The sequence below is a fragment of the Streptomonospora arabica genome, assembly GCF_039531585.1.
Lineage (GTDB): Bacteria > Actinomycetota > Actinomycetes > Streptosporangiales > Streptosporangiaceae > Streptomonospora > Streptomonospora halophila.
On sequence record NZ_BAAAQI010000001.1, the window covers coordinates 704,842 to 722,449 of the forward strand.

The following is a 17,608-nucleotide window of genomic DNA, read 5'->3' on the forward strand; positions in this document are numbered from 1 at the left end:
GATGGAGGCCATCGACGTCATCACCGCCAAGCGCGACGGCGGCGAGCTCACCGGCGAGCAGATCAGGTGGGTCGTCGACGCCTACACCCGCGGGGCGGTGGCCGAGGAGCAGATGGCCGCGCTGAACATGGCCGTCGTGTGGCGCGGCATGACCCGCGCCGAAACCAGCGCGTGGACGCAGGCGATGCTGGACTCCGGCGAGCGGCTGGACTTCGGCGGCCTGGACCGGCCCACCACCGACAAGCACTCCACCGGGGGCGTCGGCGACAAGATCACCCTGCCGCTGACGCCGACCGTGGCCGCGTGCGGCGCGGCGGTGCCGCAGCTGTCGGGCCGCGGGCTCGGCCACACCGGCGGCACCCTGGACAAGCTGGAGTCCGTTCCGGGCTGGCGGGCCGACCTCTCGCCCGAGGCGATGCGCGTCCAGCTCGCCGAGGTCGGGTGCGCCGTGTGCGCCGCCGGACCCGGGCTGGCGCCGGCCGACCGCAAGCTCTACGCGCTGCGCGACGTCACCGGCACCGTGGAGTCGGTCCCGCTCATCGCCGCCTCGATCATGTCCAAGAAGCTCGCCGAAGGCACGGCCTCGCTGGTGCTCGACGTCAAGGTCGGCTCGGGCGCGTTCATGAAGGACGCCGCGTCGGCGCGGGAGCTGGCCGAGACGATGGTGGCGATCGGCACCGACCACGGTGTGCGCACCAGCGCACTGCTCACCGGGATGGACACCCCGCTGGGCCGCCGCGTGGGCAACGCGCTGGAGGTGGCCGAGGCCGTCGAGGTGCTCTCCGGCGGCGGGCCGTCCGACGTCGTCGAGCTGACGGTGGAGCTGGCCCGGGAGATGCTGCGGGCCGCCGGTCTGGACGGCGCGCGCGATCCCGCCGAGGCGCTGCGCGACGGTTCGGCCATGGACGCCTGGCGGCGGATGATCGCCGCCCAGGGCGGCGACCCCGACGCGCCGCTGCCGGCGGCCGCCGAGCGGCGCGACATCCTCGCTCCCGCGACCGGCACCCTGACCCGCTTGGACGCCTACGCGGTGGGCGTGGCGGCCCGGCGGCTGGGCGCGGGCCGGGCCCGCAAGGAGGACCCGGTATCGGCGGGCGCCGGGGTGGAGCTGCACGCCAAACCGGGCGAGGAGATCCGGGCCGGCCGCCCGCTGTTCACCCTGCACACCGACGACCCCGCCCGCTTCGACGGCGCGGCCGAGGCGCTCTCCGACTCTTTCGCGGTCGACGGCCCGGCCCGGAACCTGCCACTGGTCCTCGACCGGATCGGGTGAGGCGGCAAGGCCGCTCGAAAGGGGGGCCGCGCTTGCCGCCCCCGACACCGCCGCGACGGCGCGTCCGGGAATCCGCCGACGGCCGTCAGGCGGATCGGCCGGGCCGGGAGGAGTGGTCCCCCGAACCGCGGCGGGGGCCGCCACGACGGCCTCTTCCTTTTCCGACGTCCGGCCGCCGGATCGGAGGGAGCTCCTACTTCGGCTCCTCGGGGAAAAGGGCCCGGACCGCGTGGGAGAGCTCCGCGAGGTGGGATGCCGCCTCGGCGCGGGCCGCCGCGGCGTCGCCGTCGACCGGGAGGACGACCTCCAGGTAGGCCTTCAGCTTGGGCTCGGTGCCCGACGGGCGCAGCGTGAGGCGGCCGCGCGCGGGGCCGCCGAGGCGGTAGCGCAGGGCGTCGGTGGCGGGCAGGCCGTGCAGGCCCGGGGCGAAGTCCTCCACGGCCTCCACCTCCAGCGGCCCGAACGCGCGCGGCGGCCGGGTGCGCAGGGCGCGCATGGTCTCGGGGATCAGCGCGAGGTCGGTGACCCGCACCGACACCTGGTCCGTCGAGTGCAGGCCGTACCGGCGCGCCTGGTCGTCGAGGAGGTCGAGCAGGGTGCGCCCCTCGCGCTTGGCGCCGGCCGCGAGAGCGGCCATGACCAGCGCCGCGCCGATTCCGTCCTTGTCGGCCACCGGGCGGCCGCGGTCTCCGGCCAGGCAGTAGCCCAGCGCCTCCTCGTAGGCGAAGACGCACCGCTCCCCCGGCCCGGCGGCCCGCACCAGCCACTTGAAGCCGGTCAGGGTCTCGGCGCAGCGCACCCCGTGCGCCGCGGCGATCTTGGGCAGCAGTCCGGCCGAGACGACGGTGGTCGCCACCATCCGGTCCTCGCCCGAGGTGCGGCTCAGCACGTACTCGGCCAGCAGCCCGCCGACCTGGTCCCCGGTCAGCAGGCCGTGACCGGGCACGGCCACCGCCAGCCGGTCGGCGTCGGGGTCGTTGGCCAGGACGATGTCGGAGCCCGCCGCGCTTCCACCGATCAGCGCGAGGTCCATGGCTCCGGGCTCTTCGGGGTTGGGGAACCGCACCGTCGGGAAGTCGGGGTCGGGCTGCTGCTGCTCGGGCACGGGCCGGGGCGCAGGGAAGCCCGCCCAGGAGAACGCGGTCGCCAGCGTCTGGCCGCCCACACCGTGCATGGGGGTGTAGGTGGAGGTCACGTCCCGGTCGTCGCCCAGCGGCAGCGTGCACAGCGCGGACACGTAGCGCTCCACCGCCTCCTCACCGAGGACCCGCCAGTCCTCCGACAGCGGCAGCCGGTCGACCGGACCCGCCGCATCGATGGCCGCCGAGATCTCGGCGTCGGCCGGAGGGACGATCTGGCTCCCGGCATCGGCGCCCGCGCCGCCGGTATAGACCTTGTAGCCGTTGTCCTCGGGCGGGTTGTGGCTGGCGGTGACCATGATCCCGGCGTCGGCTCCCAGGTCGCGGACGTTGAAGGCCAGCACCGGCGTGGGGAGCGCGCGGGGCAGCAGCAGGGCGGTGCAGCCGGCGCCGGCCAGCACGGCGGCGGAGTCGCGGGCGAAGTCCGCCGAGCGGTGGCGGGCGTCGTAGCCGACGACCACGGTGGCTCCCGGGCCCGCCCACTGCGCCACGCCCGCGGCGGCGCGCATGACCGTCACCCGGTTCATCCGGTTGGGGCCGGCGCCGAGCCTGCCGCGCAGGCCGGCCGTGCCGAACTCCAGGCGGGAGCCGAACCTGTCGGCCAGGCCGTCCTCGTCGCCGGCTTCGAGCAGCCCGGCCAGCTCCGCGCGGGTCGCGGGGTCGGGGTCCTGCTCCAGCCAGGCCCGTGCCGCCGAGCGGTGGGGACCGTCGGAGTCGCCCATGGCCGGCGCCTCCCTCCGTGTCGTGCGTTTGGTGGTCGGGACAGAAGCGGCGCCGCCTCTCCGCCGGAGCCGCGGGCCGCGGCTCCGCGGCACGGCATGGCGTCCGGGACCCGTGCGGGCCCCGCACGGGCGGCGCCTCCCGACTCTAGCCCGCCGGCCCTACTGCCCCTGTGCGGGCTCCAGCCGCTCCACCAGCGAGGCGAGCAGAGCGCCGACGTCGGTCGCGGCGTCGCGCCCGGTGGCCAGCACCTCCTCGTGGTCCAGCGGCTGGCCGGACAGCCCGGCCGCGACGTTGGTGACCAGCGACAGGCCGAGCACGTCGGCCCCGGCCTCGCGGGCAGCGATCGCCTCCAGCGCGGTGGACATGCCGACCAGGTCGGCGCCCATCGCCCGCAGCATGCGGATCTCGGCGGGTGTCTCGAAGTGCGGGCCGGGCATGGCGGCGTAGACGCCTTCGGCGAGCGCGGGGTCGATCTCCTTGGCGAGGCCGCGCAGCTTCGCCGAGTAGGTCTCGGTGAGGTCGACGAAGGTCGCGCCCTGCAGCGGCGAGCGCCCGGTGAGGTTGATGTGGTCGGCGATGAGGACCGGCGACCCGACCCCGAACGCGGGGTTGAGCGACCCGGCCGCGTTGGTGAGGACGACGGTCGACGCGCCGGCGGCGACCGCCGTGCGCACACCGTGGGCGACCGCCTGGGCTCCGTGGCCCTCGTAGAGGTGGGTACGGCCGAGGAACACCAGCAGGTCGCGGTCGCCGCTGCGGAGGCTGCGGACGCTGCCGCTGTGGCCCTCGACCGCGGGCGGCACGAAGCCGGACAGCTCACTGGTGGGCACCTCGGCGCCGCCGGAACCGAACGCGTCGGCGGCGGGCGCCCACCCCGATCCCATGACCAGGGCGACGTCGTAGAAGTCGACGCCGGTAAGGGACCGCAGCTGTTCGGCTGCCTTCTCTGCTGCTGCGTACGGATCGGTCGTCACGGGGACTTACCTCCAGGGTGGTGGCTCTCGCGGTCGGGCCCGCGCAGTGATCTTGGCGCGCTGCGCCCCGCGCTGGCAACGGCGAACCGCCATGGGGCGGCGAACCGTTCGGCTCGCCTACACCGAACCGGCGCCGGGGGCCGACTCACGCGAGGGCCATGCGCAACACGGCGCGCGGGGCCGACACCCCGTCGAGCAGGCGGTCTCCGGTCGGCGCGAACCCCCCTGCGCGGTAGGCGCGCACGGCCGCCCGGTTGGACTCGCTGACGACCACGAACACCTCGGCCGCGTCGGGATGCACGCTGCGCACGAGCGCCTCGACGGCGGCGCAGGCGCGGCGGCCGATCCCCTGGCCCTGGCGTTCCGGTGCGAGGTAGAAGGCGCGCAGCATGACGGCGCGCGCCGTGTCGGCGGCGATGCCGGTGAGCTCGGCGCGGGCGCCGCCGCGGTCGATGATGCCGAAACCGGCCGGCTCGCCACCGGCCAGCACGGCGAACGGGGTGCGGTCGGGGTCGGCGTCGGCCCGCGGCAGGGTCTCGACCGCCTCGGTGACCAGGGCGCGCTGGCCGGGCGCCACCCGGATGCGCAGCACGGCCGCGCGCAGGCGCTCCACCTCGGGGCCGGAGCGGTCCAGCCGCACCAGCGCGACGGAGGTCCGCGCCCCCGCACGGCCCGCGGCATCCGCGGTCCTCTCGACCACCTCGATCACCTCCTGCGCGGCCCCGCACACGTCGCGCGGCCGAGTGCGGCGCTCTCCGGATACGACCGGCGCGGACTGCGGCGGGCGGCGACGGCGCCTTCCACTATGCCAGAGGCCCCCTCGGCGGAGAGGGAACGCGGGGGCGGGCGCGCGGCAATCGGTTGTGGCGTGCCCGGCCGGTTGCCCGCCCGGCGGGGGCGGCGAGGGCGGCGGAGGGCCAGGCCCGCGATCACCGGCTCGGATAGTCGCCGGTCAGGCCCGCGACGAGGCAGCAAGGACGGCGGACGGTTAAGACCGCGCCCACCGGTTCGCGTAGTGGCCAGTTGCGCACCCGACGAGGGCAGCGAAGGCCGCGGATGGCCCGGCCCGCGATCATCGGTCCGGATGGTCGCCGGTCAGGCAGGAGACGAGGCAGCGAGGCCGGTTGCGCGCCGGTCGTGGCGGTGGCATCTGGAGTGAGGCCGCCCTTCGCTCCCGCCCGGGCGCGCACGGCGGGGGGCAAAACGGGCATTCGGGACCCAAGATCCCCACGAGTGGCGACAAACCAGCCTTCCACCTCACACCAGCCCCTCAGCCTGCCGCACTCCCCCTCCAATGGGGCAATTCATCCCCCTATGCCCGAATTTAACTCTAGAGACGTCCTCCGCACCGGCACTGCTCGGTGACGAGATCCGCCACATACACTCCTCAGCAGCCCCGAAACGCCGGTTCGCGCGGTCTCGTCACCGCGCAGGGCCGACCCAGAGCATTTGATTCCGACGAACCAGACGATTCGCACCACATTCTTTCGCGTAGCGGAAGAACGCCAGTACAGTGATGCCGTCCTGCGGATCGCGCCGGACTCGTGCCCCAGCGGCGATACGCCCCGCCCCCGCCTCACACCACCCGAACCGACGAACGCGGGCCCGGCCACTCACTGCCTTCGCTGCCGACGTCGGGTGCGCAACCGGAGGGCTACCCGCGCCGATGGGCGCGGGCCCAACCACCCGCCGCCCTCGCCGCCCACGTCGGGCGCGCAACCGGCGGGAACCCCTACCGATGAACACGGGCCCGACCGCCCGCCGCCTTCGCCGCCCACGTCGGGCGCGCAACCGGCAAGCACCCCTACCGATGGTCACAGGTTCAACCAACCACCGCTCTTACTGCCCCCGCCGGGCCCGCCACCGGCGAGCTACCCTCGCCGATGATCGCGAGCCCATCCACCCACCGCTTTCTCTGCCCCGTCGGGCGCGCGTGGTGGGGACACAAAGGGCATTTGGGACCCAAGATCCCCACGAGTGGCGACAAACCAGCCTTCCACCTCACAACAGCCCCTCAGCCTGCCGCACCCCCTTCTCCGGTGGGGGGATTCATGCGTCTATGTCCGAATTGCACCCCACAGAAACCCTTCGCACCGGACCGCGGGGCGACGAGACCCGCCAAATACACCCCTCAGCAGTCCCAAAACGCTGGTTCGCGCGGTCTCGTCACCGCGCAAAGCCAACCCAGAGCATTTGATTCCGACAAACCAGACGATTCGCACCACATCCTTTCGTATAGCGGAAGAACGCCAGTACAGTGATGCCGTCCTGCGGATCGCGCCGGACTCGTGCCCCAGCGGCGATACGCCCCGCCCCCGCCTCACACCACCCGAACCGACGAACGCGGGCCCGGCCACTCGCTGCCTTCGCTGCCGATGTCGGGTGCGCAACCGGCGGGAACCCCTACCGATGAACACGGGCCCAACCACCCGCCGCCCTCGCCGCCCACGTCGGGCGCGCAACCGGAGGGCTACCCGCGCCGATGGGCGCGGGCCCAACCACGCGCCGCCTTCGCTGCCCACGTCGGGCGCGCCACCGGCGAGTACCTGAACCGATGAGCGCATGCTCAGCCGCCAGTGGCCGTTGCTGCCTCGTCGCATGCCGACCGGCAAGCACCCCTACCGACGAACGCGGGCCCAACCACCCACCGCCCTCGCCGCCCACGTCGCATGCCCCACCGGCGAGCACCCCGACCGATGAACGCGGGCCCGACCACCCACCGTCCTCGCCGCCCACGTCGCATGCCCCACCGGCGAGCACCCCGACCGATGAACGCGGGCTCAACCACCCACCGTCCTTGCCGCCCACGTCGCGGGCTCAACCGGCGAACGCCCCTACCGACGAACGCGCGCCCAACCACCCACCGCCCTCGCCGCCCACGTCGGACGCGCAACCGGCAAGCACCCCTACCGATGGGCGCGGGCTCAGCCGCCCGCTGTCCTCGCTGCCTCGTCGCATGCCCCACCGGCGAGCACCGGACCGATGAACGCGGGCCGACCGTCCGCCGTCCTCGCTGCCTCGTCGCATGCCCCACCGGCAAGCACCCCTACCGATGAACACGGGCCCAACCACCCACCGCCTACGCCGCCCACGTCGCATGCCCAACCGGCGAGCACCCGAACCGGTGGGCGCCCGGCCCGGTGTTCTCGGGCACTGGCACCCACCGCACGCGCAGCCGACAGGCGGCCGGACCGATCCGGGCGGGCGTGTCTACATCCCGACCGGGTGCCAGACGGTCTTGGTCTCAAGGAACGGAGTCATCCGCGATATCCCCGGGTCGGCGAGCCAGTCCTCGCGGCCGCCGGGGCGGATGACGCGCTTGAGCGTCTGGGCGGCGCTGCGTTCGAGGTCGGCGGCGGACTCGGGGGCGGCTCCGGTGAGGTCGAGGCCGTTCACGTCGGCGTGGGAGGCCAGGTGCGGCGCCAGATCGCCGGTCCTTCCGGTGAGGATGTTGACGACTCCGCCGGGCAGGTCGGAGGTGGCCAGCGCCTCGGCGAGGGTGACAGCGGGCAGCGGAGCGCGCTCGCTGGCGACGACCACGGCGGTGTTGCCGGTGGCGATTACCGGCGCCACCACCGATACCAGGCCCAGCAGCGGCCCCGCGGGCGGTGCGAGGACCGCCACCACTCCGGCGGGTTCGGGCTGGGAGAGGTTGAAGTAGGGCCCGGAGACGGGATTGGCGGCGCCGAGGACCTGGGAGACCTTGTCGGACCAGCCGGCGTAGTACACCCACCGGTCGACGGCGGCCGAGACGAGTTCGTCGGCCCGGGCGGGCCCGATGCCGTCGGCCTCGTCGATCTCCGCGGCGAACTGGGCGCGGCGGCCCTCCATCATCTCGGCGACCCGGTAGAGGATCTGGCCGCGGTTGTAGGCGGTGCGCCCGGACCAGCCGGGGAACGCGGAGCGCGCGGCGACCACGGCGTCGCGGGCGTCCTTGCGGGACGCGAGGGCGGCGTTGGCGAGGTGGGCGCCGCCTGATGCGGTCACGGGATAGCACCTGCCTGACTCGGAACGGGGGAAGGCCCCGCCCACGTAGAGCTTGTAGGTCTTGCGCACCGCGACCCGCCCCGCGGCCGGGGCGTCGGGCGGAACAGCGCCACCCGCACCGGTGCCGGCACCGGCCCGAGCCGGGCCGTCCGGCCCACCTATGTGCTCGGGCTCACCCGTGCGCTCGGAGTCACCGGAACCGAACGCCTTCACGGACTCGCCCCGCTCCACGGACTCGCCCCGCTCCACAGGCTCGCCCCGCTCCGCGAGGTCGGCAGGCTCAGCAGGCTCGGCGAGTTCGGCGCGCTCGGCGTGCACCTCGGGTCGCCCGGACCGCGGCGCCGCCGCGGAGGGCGCGCTGACGCGCGGCCCCTCAGCGGCGTCCACTGCGCGGCCGTCCGCACCGGGCGCGGCGCGCGGGGGCTCGGGGTGCTCAGGCGGCGTGGACAAGGTATGCCTCCAGTCCGTGGCGGCCGCCCTCGCGGCCGTAGCCGGATTCCTTGTATCCGCCGAAAGGGCTGGCCGGGTCGAACTTGTTGAACGTGTTGGACCAGATGACGCCCGCGCGCAGCCGCTCGGCGGTCCACAGCATGCGCGAGCCCTTCTCGGTCCACACCCCCGCCGAGAGTCCGTAGGGGGTGTTGTTGGCCTTGGCCACGGCCTCCTCGGGGGTGCGGAAGGTCAGCACCGACAGCACCGGCCCGAAGATCTCCTCGCGGGCGATGCGGTGGGCCTGGGTGACGCCGGTGAACACGGTGGGCGCGAACCAGTAGCCCTTCTCGGGCAGCGGGCACCGGGGCGACCAGCTCTCGGCGCCTTCCTCGGCGCCGGCGCGGGCGAGCTCGCGGATGCGTTCGAGCTGCTCGGCGGAGTTGATCGCGCCGATGTCGGTGTTCTTGTCCAGGGGGTCGCCCAGCCGCAGCCGCTCGATGCGGGCGCGCAGGCGCGACAGCAGCTCCTCGGCCGCCGACTCCTGCACCAGCAGCCGCGAGCCGGCGCAGCACACGTGCCCCTGGTTGAAGAAGATGCCGGAGACGATGCCCTCGACCGCCTGGTCCAGGGCCGCGTCGTCGTAGACGATGTTGGCGCCCTTGCCGCCGAGCTCCAGGGTGAGGCGCTTGCCGGTGCCGGCGACGGCGCCCGCGATCTCGCGGCCGACCGCGGTGGAGCCGGTGAAGGCCACCTTGTCGGCGCCGGGGTGGTTCACCAGGGCCCTGCCGGTCCCGCCGGCGCCCGTGACGATGTTGACGACGCCGGGCGGAAGCTCGGCCTCCTGGCAGATCTCGGCGAAGGCGAGCGCGGTCAGCGGCGTGGTCTCGGCGGGCTTGAGCACGACGGTGTTGCCCGTGGCCAGCGCGGGCGCGATCTTCCAGGCGAGCATCAGCAGCGGGAAGTTCCACGGGATGACCTGGGCGGCCACGCCGACCGGGCGCGGCGCGGGCCCCATGCCCGCGTAGCCGAGCTTGTCGGCCCACCCGGCGTGGTAGAAGAAGTGCGCGGCGACCAGCGGGAGGTCGACGTCGCGGGTCTCCTTGATCGGCTTGCCGTTGTCGAGGGTCTCCAGGACGGCCAGCTCGCGGGACCGCTCCTGGAGGATCCGCGCGATGCGGAACAGGTACTTGCCGCGCTCGGCGGCGGGCATGGCGCCCCAGGCGCCCTCGAAGGCGCGGCGGGCGGCGGCGACGGCGCGGTCGACGTCGGCCTCGCCGGCGACGGCGACGTCCGCCAGGTGCTCCTCGTCGGCGGGGTTGAGCGTGGCCATGCTCTGCCCGGACTCGGCGGGCGCGAACGCGCCGTCGACGAACAGCTCGTAGCCCGAGCGCAGCCGCACCGCGGCCCGGGATTCGGGCGCCGGCGCGTACTCGAAGATCCGGTCGGCCTTGTCTTCCACTGCTCGGCCTCTCAGTCCAGGGTGTAGTAGTCGGGGCCGGAATAGGTGCCCGTGGACAGCCGGGTGCGCTGCATCAGCAGGTCGTTGAGCAGACTGGAGGCGCCGAGCCGGAAGTGGTCGGCGTCGAGCCAGCCGTCGCCGGCGACCTCGTTCACCAGGACCAGGTACTTCAGCGCGTCCTTGGTCGTGCGGATGCCGCCGGCGGGCTTGACGCCGACGCGGCGCCCGGTGGCGGCGAAGTGGTCGCGTACCGCCTCCAGCATGATCAGGGTGACGGGCAGCGTGGCGGAGGGCGCGACCTTGCCGGTGGAGGTCTTGATGAAGTCGGCGCCGGCGTGGATGGCCAGCCAGGACGCGCGGCGGACGTTGTCGTAGGTGGCGAGCTCGCCGGTCTCGAGGATCACCTTCAGGTGGGCGCCCCCGCAGGCCTCCTTGATCGCGGTGATCTCGTCGTGGACGGCGCGGTAGTCGCCGGCGAGGAACGCGCCGCGGTCGATCACCATGTCGATCTCGGCGGCGCCGTCGGCGACGGCGCGGCGGGTGTCGGCGAGCTTGGCCTCCAGCGGCGCGCGCCCCGACGGGAAGGCGGTGGCCACCGACGCGACCTTGACCCCGGAGCCGGCCAGCGCCTCGGCGGCCGTGGCGACGAGGTCGGAGTAGACGCACACCGCGGCCGCCGGCGGCACGGTGGGGTCGGCGGGGTCGGGGCGCATCGCCTTGGCCGAGAGCGCGCGGACCTTGCCGGCGGTGTCGGCGCCCTCCAGCGTGGTCAAGTCGATCATGCCGATGGCGAGGTCGATCGCCCGCGCCTTGGCGGCGGTCTTGATGGAGCGCGTGGAGAGGTCGGCGGCGCGCGCACGGGCGCCGACCTCGTCGACTCCGGGCAGCCCGTGCAGCAGCGCCCGCAGCGACGTGTTCGACGCCGCCTGGTCGGGTGGAAGGACGGTCTCGGGCACGGGCACCTCACGCGGGTCGCGGGTCGGGGACGCCCGGTCGGCTGCTTGTGGCACCGGCGGGCAACGCCCCCATAGTGCCACGTCACCATCGCGCGGGGGCGACGGGCAAGCCCGCTTGTGGACGGCGGCGCCGGGACGCCGCCTTCGGCGGTGGGGCATGATGGAGTGCGGCACCCGTCCTGCGGTGGAGGAGTCCCCGCAGGGTTCATCGTCAGGCGAGCGGCCGCGCGGCGCGGCGGCACGGAGGGAGGCGGCGGGAGTGGCCGAGTTCCGCATCAGCTCCGACACCGGCGACCTGGACCTGCGGCGGCTCGCAGCCGATCTCGTGGAGTCGCAGGGCTGGGCCCGCGACCAGGTGAGCATCTGGCAGAACCGCGGCGGCGGCGACGTGGTGGTGACCGTCGACCCGGCGCTGCTGGAGAGGCGGGCCCCCGATCCGCTCGCGGCCTCCGTGCACACCCGCAGCGACGTGCATCGGGCGTGCGAGACGCTGCGGCGCAGCGACCCCTCGCTGCGCGGCGTCGACTTCGCCGAGCTGCGCGAGGAGGCGGCCCGGTTCTTCGCGGCCGGCTGGACGCTGGGCGACCTCCTGCACGCCCTGGGCCACCGCTACGACGGCGCGCAGTGGCCGCAGGGCGAGGGCTACGAGGGCGTCGAGTGGCTGCAGCACCGGCTGCGCAACTGGAAGTCGGAGACGGGTGACATCCGCCCGTCGGTCTCCCAGGAGGGCGCCCAGATGCGCATCGTCGGCCGGATCGGGCTGCCCGACGACCTGGGGGCGCCCGCCGAAGGCCCCGGCGCGCCCCGGCGCGCGGCCTCGCCCGAGACGGCGCGCGCGGCCGCCGACGACGCCCGCCGCCTGATGCGCGCCCAGTCGCGCACGACCAGCGACTCCCTGGAGCACCGCGACCGCACCGCCGCCCACATCACCCGCCGCAGGCACTGACGCGCGCGGCGGCGGTCCGCCTCCGCACTGCGTGGGGCGCACACCGGCGCGCCGGGCCGCCGACACCCCCACCGGCCCCGACCGCCCTCGCCCCGAACCCGCCCGACCCCCGCGACCGTGCGACCGCACGCCCGTGCGACGCGTGGCGCGGGGTAGCGCGGGCGCCCGTGCGGCCCGCTGATACTTTCGCTGTCCATGGGGTCAGGTACTCGCCCGAGCGGCCGGCGCAAGCGCACCTTCATCGAGGAGGCCCGGCGCGCGCAGATCGTCTCCGCGGCCATCGACACCGTCGCCGAGGAGGGCTACGCCAACGCCTCGCTGGCCCGCATCGCACAGCACGCCGGTATCAGCAAGGGTGTCATCTCCTACCACTTCTCCGGCAAGGACGAGCTGATGGAGCAGGTCGTCGAGCAGGTTTACTCGACGATCGCGGACTTCGTGCTGCCGCGCGTGGCCGAGGCGCCCGACGAGCGCGCCGCCGTGCGGACCCACATCCTGGCCGTGGCCGACTACATGCGCGGAAACCGCGAGCAGCTGATGGCCCTGTCCGGCATCTTCGACGGCATGCCGGCCCCCGCGGGCTCCCCGGGCTACCGCATGAAGGTGAGCGAGCCGGTCTACCGGGCGATCGAGGAGCGCCTGCGCGCGGGGCAGGACCGGGGCGTGCTCCGCGACTTCGACGTGCGCGTCGTGGCGGTGTCCCTCCAGGCCTCGATCGACGGCATGTTCGCGTACTGGGTGGCCCATCCGGACCACGACCTGCACGCCCACGCCGCCGAACTCGCCGATCTCATCGACCGCTCCGTGCGGCCCGACTCCCCCGCCTGAGGCCCGCCGGTCCGCAGCGGGCTGCACCCGTCCGCGGGCGCGCCGGCGCTGCGCCGCCGCGGCACGCCGCCCCTGACCCGACTCGGGGTCGACTCAGGGGGCGCTCGGGGACAACCCCCATTTCCTTTCTGTCCGTCTAACCAGAAAACTGGCCGAGTGGACAAAAAACAGTCCGACCGAACAGAATTTCAACCAGCGAACGAACCTCCGCCGCAGCACGGACTGCCTCCGGATCAAACACCCATGGCATCGGACCGGCCCCTCGTCGCCCCGCCGCACGGCGGCGCCGCCTCCCCTACCCGACCGCGGCTGCACTACCTCGACCACCTGCGCGCCGCGCTGACGGTGCTGGTGGTGCTGCACCACGCCGCCCTGGCCTACAGCAACATCCCGGCCTGGTACTACATCGACCCCGGCGACGACTCCAGCAGCGTGCTGCTCGACGCCTTCCTCGCGCTCAACCAGACCTTCTTCATGGGGTTCTTCTTCCTGATCTCCGGGTTCTTCACGCCCGGCTCCCACGACCGCAAGGGCGCCCGCGGCTTCCTGCACGGCAGGCTGGTGCGGCTGGGCCTGCCGCTGCTGATCTACCTGGTGCTCCTGCGCCCCGTGGTCTACCTCGGGATCTACCTGAGCGAGACCGACCCGGCGCCCTACTGGCGCTTCTACCTGGCGACGTGGGAGCCCGGCCCCATGTGGTTCGTCGAGACACTGCTGGTCTTCGCCTTGGTATACGCGCTGGTCAGGCGGATCCGGCCGACGCGCCGGACCGCGGCCCCGACCGCGGAGGCGATCCGCCCGGCCGGGCCGGCTCCCATGCCCGGTCCGGCGGCCGTCGCCGGCTTCGTGGCCGTCCTGGTGGCGGCCACCTACCTGTGGCGCATCGTGGTGCCCGGCGACGCCGCCTGGCCGGTCGTCGGGCTGCCCACCCCCGGCTTCATGCCGCAGTACGTCCTGCTGTTCGCCGCGGGTGTGCTGGCCTTCCGCAAGGGCTGGCTCAACGCCGTCCCGCGCTGGGCGGGCCGGGGCGGAGCGGGCGCCGCCCTGCTCATGGCGCCGGTCTACCTGCTCCTGGTGAGCACGGTGTACGAGGAGGCACTCCTGCCCGGCAGCTGGCAGTCGCTGGCGGTGGCCGCCGCGGAGAACATCCTCGCCGTGGGCGCCGTGCTGGCGCTGCTGGCCCTGTTCCAGCGGCTGTTCAACCGGCGCTCGGCCGTCGGGACGTTCCTCTCCGACCAGGCCTATGCGGTCTACTTCCTGCACCCTGTCGTGCTGATCGGTCTGAACTACGCCCTGTCCTGGTGGGAAGCGCCATCGGTCGCCGAGTTCGCCGTCGTGGCCGCGCTCGGACTACCGCTGTGCTGGGGCGCGGCCTACCTGCTGCGCTCGCTCCCGCGCGCCGATCGCGTGTTCTAGCCGCTCTCGTCCGGATACGCCGCGGCGGACGGGAACGGGGCGGGCGCGCCGGTCGACGCGGCGACCGGCGCGCCCGCCCCCTCAGAAGAACTCCACCAGCCGCTCGATGGGGGCGACCTCGCGGAAGCGCTCGTGCTCCTCAGGCGGTTCGGCGTGCTCCAGGACCCAGGTGGCCGGGTGGGGCACCAGGACCGCGCCCATGCCCGCCTCCAGGGCGGGCAGCACGTCCGAGCGCACCGAGTTGCCGATCATCCAGGTGTGCTCGGGGTCGAGGCTGTGGGTGCGCCCGAACTCGCGGTAGGCGTCGGGGTCCTTCTCCGGCACGATCCCCAGGCCGGCGAACAGCGCGGCCACACCCGAGACGTCGATCTTGCGCTGCTGCTCCTCGGGGTGGCCCTTGGTCAGCAGGTAAAGGGTGTGCCGCTCCCGCAGCGCGTGCAGGGTCTCCAGCACGCCTTCCAGCAGGACGGTCTCGCCTTCGACGACGCGCCTGCACAGCCGGTGCAGGTAGGCGCGGTCGGCGTCGCCCACACCGGCGCGGGGCCGCAGCCGGGCCAGGCAGTCGCCCAGGCTGCGCTCGAAGACGCGGGCGCCGTAGCCGTAGGCGGCGCTGTTCTCGCGCTCGATCTCGGTCAGCGCCGCGCGCACCTCGGCGCGCGGCAGTTCCGGGCGGCCGACGTAGTCGATGAACTCCTCGATCGCCCGCTCGAAGAGGACGTTGCACTCCCAGAGCGTGTCGTCGGCGTCGAAGATCAGGTTCATCGGACGCGGCATGCGGCCTCCCTCCCCGCGTGGACGTCTTCGCCACAGGGGAGGCTACCGGCACCCGCGCCGACCCGCAGCGGGGAATCCGCGTACCCCGATTTCGGCTGATCATCCCCGCGCGTGAATGCGCGGCCCTTTGCCGGGGCATATCCCGACAGCGCACACGGGCAGCCGGGTCCACCACGGGGAGGCACCATGCAGGAACCGTCCCTCTCGCACCTGCTGCCGGTCGAGGCGATCGCCACCGGCACCGAGGCCGAGGACTGGCGGGCCGCGATCCGGGCGGCCGGCGAGCTCCTGGTCACCACAGGCGCAACCACCGCCGCCTACATCGACGAGATGCAGACGGCGGTGGACCAGTACGGGCCCTACATCGTGATCGCCCCCGGACTCGCCCTGGCCCACTCCCGGCCCTCCCCCGCCGTGCTGCGCACCGGGCTCTCCTGGGTCGGGCTGAAGACGCCGGTGGAGTTCGGGCACAGCACGAACGACCCGGTCCGTCTGGTGATCGGGCTCGCCGCGGTCGACCACGACGGCCACTCCTCGGCGCTGTCGCGGCTGGCGCGGCTGCTGGCCGACCCCGACCGGCTGGAGCGGCTGAGCGGCGCGACCGACGCCGAGCTGATCCACGGCACCATCAGCGAGTACGAATCGAGCGAAGAGACATGAAGATCCTGGCTGTCTGCGGCATGGGAATCGGCACGAGCATCCTGCTCAAGAGCAACGCGGAGAAGGCCGCGAAGGACCTGGGGCTGGACGCCGACGTCGAGGTGGCCGACATCGGCACGGCTCGCGGCGCCGCCAGTACCGCCGACGTGGTGCTGACCTCCGGTGAGCTCGCGGCCGAGCTGGGGGACATGGGCGTGCCCGTGGTCGTCGTGGACAACTTCGTCGACGGCGACGAGGTCCGCAACAAGCTCGGCACCGCGCTCGGGCTCTAGCCGCACCGGGCCGCGCCCTCGCCCCGCCCGCCACGGCACGCCGCCGCCCACCCCCGCGGCCACGCGGCGGGGCTCCGCGAGCCCCGGCCGCCGCACTCGCCGAATGATTCCCCGATCCCAGGAGCGCCCCAATGGAGTGGATCGTCGCCGTCGCGCAGTTCGTCGTCAACGAGGTCCTCAGCGTCCCGGCCTACATGGTCGGCCTGATCACCGCGGTCGGCCTGATCGCCCTGCGCAGGTCGGTCGGCCAGATCGTGGGCGGAGGGCTCAAAGCGGTCCTGGGCTTCCTGCTGATCGGCGCGGGGGCCGGGATCGTCGTCGCCGCGCTGGACCCGCTGGGCCAGATGATCCAGGGGGCCGCCGGCGCCCAGGGGGTGGTCCCGACCAACGAGGCGATCGTGGCCATCGCCCAGGACCGGTTCGGCGCCCAGGTCGCCTGGATCATGATCGCGGGGTTCGCGCTGAGCCTGGTGCTGGCGCGCTTCACCCCGCTGCGCTACGTGTTCCTGACCGGCCACCACATCCTGTTCATGGCCACGCTCCTGACCATGGTGCTGGCGACCACGGACCTGCCCACCTGGCTGGCCGTGCTGCTGGGCGCGGTCCTGCTGGCGGCGGTGATGGTGTCGCTGCCCGCTCTCGCCCAGCCCTGGACGCGCCGGGTCGGCGGCGACGGCAAGATCGCCATCGGGCACTTCGGCACGCTGGGCTATGTGGCCTCGGGCGCCACCGGCCAGCTGGTCGGGCGCACCAGCCGCAGCACCGAGGACCTGAAGCTGCCCGAAGGGCTGCGGTTCCTGCGGGACTCGATGGTGGCCACCGCGCTGTCGATGGTGCTCATCTACTTCGTGGTGGCGCTGGTGTACTGGGCGCGCCAGGGCACCGCCGCCGCGCTGGAGATGTTCCCGCCCGCCGAGGGCATCGACCCCACCATCGGGCACTTCCTCATGCAGGCGGTCATGCAGGGCCTGCAGTTCGGCATCGGCGTCGCGGTGATCCTCTACGGCGTGCGCACCATCCTGGGCGAGCTGGTGCCGGCCTTCCAGGGCATCGCCGACCGCGTGGTGCCGGGCGCGGTGCCGGCGCTGGACGCGCCCATCGTCTTCCCGTTCGCGCAGAACGCCGTGCTGGTCGGGTTCCTCTCCAGCTTCGTCGGCGGTCTGGTGACGCTGGCGGTGATGGCGTCGGTGATCAACCCGGCCTTCGGCCTGGCGCTGATCCTGCCCGGCCTCGTGCCGCACTTCTTCACCGGCGGCGCCGCGGGCGTCTACGGCAACGCGACCGGTGGACGGCGCGGCGCTGTGGCGGGCGCGTTCGTCAACGGTGTGCTGATCACGCTGCTGCCGGCGTTCCTGCTGGGCGTACTGGGCGACTTCGGCGACGCCAACACCACCTTCGGCGACGCCGACTTCGGCTGGTTCGGCATCGTGATCGGCTACGCCTTCCGCGCCGGCGACGCGGGCGGCGTGGTAGTGGCGCTGCTGGTCGCGGCGGTCCTGCTCGCGGGCGCGGTCTGGGTGCAGAAGCGCGCCGTCGACCGGGGCTGGGACCCCGGTGCCCGGCACGAGGCGGCGCTGGCCGAGCGCGCACAGGCCGAGGAGGCAGAGAAGGCCAAGGCCGCCGAGGCGGCCGACGCGTCCCGCGAGGACGGCGGGTCCGGAAGCGGGCCCGGGTCCTCGGGCGAGGGTTCGGCACCGCCGGACCAGCGGGGCTGACCGCCGCTGCGGGGCCGAAGGCGGGGCACCGCTGAGACGCCGACGAACGGCCCG

The 17,608-nt window shown here is 73.9% G+C and carries 14 protein-coding genes; 7 read left to right on the forward strand and 7 right to left on the reverse strand.

What is annotated here, in order from left to right; translation table 11 throughout:
- Window position 1: 1 nt before the first annotated feature.
- Window positions 2-1,273, forward strand: a complete 1,272-nt coding sequence (locus ABD284_RS03030; protein WP_344140701.1) for a thymidine phosphorylase — start codon at window positions 2-4, stop codon at window positions 1,271-1,273.
- 193 nt (window positions 1,274-1,466) lie between these two features.
- Here the strand turns inward: ABD284_RS03030 and ABD284_RS03035 are convergent, their stop codons facing one another.
- From ABD284_RS03035 to deoC, 6 genes are all read right to left on the reverse strand, one after another.
- Window positions 1,467-3,134: a phospho-sugar mutase gene (locus ABD284_RS03035; protein WP_344140703.1), complete on the reverse strand. Its 1,668-nt coding sequence runs from the start codon at window positions 3,132-3,134 to the stop codon at window positions 1,467-1,469.
- Window positions 3,135-3,293: 159 nt separating this feature from the next.
- A complete protein-coding gene (locus tag ABD284_RS03040; protein ID WP_344140705.1) occupies window positions 3,294-4,109 on the reverse strand; it encodes a purine-nucleoside phosphorylase in 816 nt (271 codons plus the stop codon).
- Between the two features lie 145 nt (window positions 4,110-4,254).
- Window positions 4,255-4,809: a GNAT family N-acetyltransferase gene (locus tag ABD284_RS03045; RefSeq protein WP_344140708.1), complete on the reverse strand. Its 555-nt coding sequence runs from the start codon at window positions 4,807-4,809 to the stop codon at window positions 4,255-4,257.
- 2,510 nt (window positions 4,810-7,319) lie between these two features.
- Entirely contained in the window at window positions 7,320-8,165 is an 846-nt protein-coding gene (locus tag ABD284_RS03050) for an aldehyde dehydrogenase family protein (RefSeq protein WP_344140780.1), read from the reverse strand.
- Between the two features lie 364 nt (window positions 8,166-8,529).
- Entirely contained in the window at window positions 8,530-9,987 is a 1,458-nt protein-coding gene (locus ABD284_RS03055; protein WP_344140710.1) for an aldehyde dehydrogenase family protein, read from the reverse strand.
- An 11-nt stretch (window positions 9,988-9,998) separates the two neighbouring features.
- Window positions 9,999-10,949, reverse strand: a complete 951-nt coding sequence (gene deoC, locus ABD284_RS03060; protein ID WP_344140712.1) for a deoxyribose-phosphate aldolase — start codon at window positions 10,947-10,949, stop codon at window positions 9,999-10,001.
- Window positions 10,950-11,202: 253 nt separating this feature from the next.
- On the opposite strand from deoC, the gene ABD284_RS03065 reads away from it, so the two are divergent.
- The 3 genes from ABD284_RS03065 to ABD284_RS03075 all read left to right on the forward strand — a co-directional run bounded on the left by ABD284_RS03065 (window position 11,203) and on the right by ABD284_RS03075 (window position 14,133).
- On the forward strand, window positions 11,203-11,889 hold the full coding sequence (locus ABD284_RS03065) for a hypothetical protein (RefSeq protein WP_344140714.1): 687 nt from the start codon (window positions 11,203-11,205) through the stop codon (window positions 11,887-11,889).
- A gap of 195 nt (window positions 11,890-12,084) precedes the next feature.
- Window positions 12,085-12,717, forward strand: a complete 633-nt coding sequence (locus ABD284_RS03070) for a TetR/AcrR family transcriptional regulator (RefSeq protein ID WP_344140716.1) — start codon at window positions 12,085-12,087, stop codon at window positions 12,715-12,717.
- Window positions 12,718-12,960: 243 nt separating this feature from the next.
- Entirely contained in the window at window positions 12,961-14,133 is a 1,173-nt protein-coding gene (locus ABD284_RS03075) for an acyltransferase family protein (protein WP_344140719.1), read from the forward strand.
- An 81-nt stretch (window positions 14,134-14,214) separates the two neighbouring features.
- Here ABD284_RS03075 and ABD284_RS03080 read toward each other — a convergent pair whose 3' ends face one another.
- Window positions 14,215-14,907 (reverse strand): HAD family hydrolase, encoded by a 693-nt coding sequence (locus ABD284_RS03080; RefSeq protein ID WP_344140721.1) that lies wholly within the window; start codon window positions 14,905-14,907, stop codon window positions 14,215-14,217.
- Window positions 14,908-15,093: 186 nt separating this feature from the next.
- Here ABD284_RS03080 and ABD284_RS03085 point away from each other — a divergent pair, with 186 nt between their 5' ends.
- From ABD284_RS03085 to ulaA, 3 genes are all read left to right on the forward strand, one after another.
- The gene (locus ABD284_RS03085) at window positions 15,094-15,567 is read left to right on the forward strand and encodes a PTS sugar transporter subunit IIA (protein WP_344140723.1); all 474 of its coding nucleotides are present in this window, start codon (window positions 15,094-15,096) and stop codon (window positions 15,565-15,567) included.
- A complete protein-coding gene (locus ABD284_RS03090) occupies window positions 15,564-15,839 on the forward strand; it encodes a PTS sugar transporter subunit IIB (RefSeq protein ID WP_344140725.1) in 276 nt (91 codons plus the stop codon). Before ABD284_RS03085 ends, ABD284_RS03090 begins: the two co-directional genes overlap by 4 nt.
- Window positions 15,840-15,970: 131 nt before the next feature.
- A complete protein-coding gene (gene ulaA, locus ABD284_RS03095) occupies window positions 15,971-17,554 on the forward strand; it encodes a PTS ascorbate transporter subunit IIC (RefSeq protein WP_344140727.1) in 1,584 nt (527 codons plus the stop codon).
- Window positions 17,555-17,608: the final 54 nt, after the last annotated feature.

Coding starts and splice junctions, on each gene's coding strand:
- ulaA (WP_344140727.1), top strand. CDS start 15,971: ATGGAGTGGATCGTCGCCGTCGCGCAGTTCGTCGTCAACGAGGTCCTC.
- ABD284_RS03035 (WP_344140703.1), bottom strand. CDS start 3,134: ATGGGCGACTCCGACGGTCCCCACCGCTCGGCGGCACGGGCCTGGCTG.
- ABD284_RS03085 (WP_344140723.1), top strand. CDS start 15,094: ATGCAGGAACCGTCCCTCTCGCACCTGCTGCCGGTCGAGGCGATCGCC.
- ABD284_RS03090 (WP_344140725.1), top strand. CDS start 15,564: ATGAAGATCCTGGCTGTCTGCGGCATGGGAATCGGCACGAGCATCCTG.
- ABD284_RS03075 (WP_344140719.1), top strand. CDS start 12,961: ATGGCATCGGACCGGCCCCTCGTCGCCCCGCCGCACGGCGGCGCCGCC.
- ABD284_RS03070 (WP_344140716.1), top strand. CDS start 12,085: ATGGGGTCAGGTACTCGCCCGAGCGGCCGGCGCAAGCGCACCTTCATC.
- ABD284_RS03030 (WP_344140701.1), top strand. CDS start 2: ATGGAGGCCATCGACGTCATCACCGCCAAGCGCGACGGCGGCGAGCTC.
- ABD284_RS03080 (WP_344140721.1), bottom strand. CDS start 14,907: ATGCCGCGTCCGATGAACCTGATCTTCGACGCCGACGACACGCTCTGG.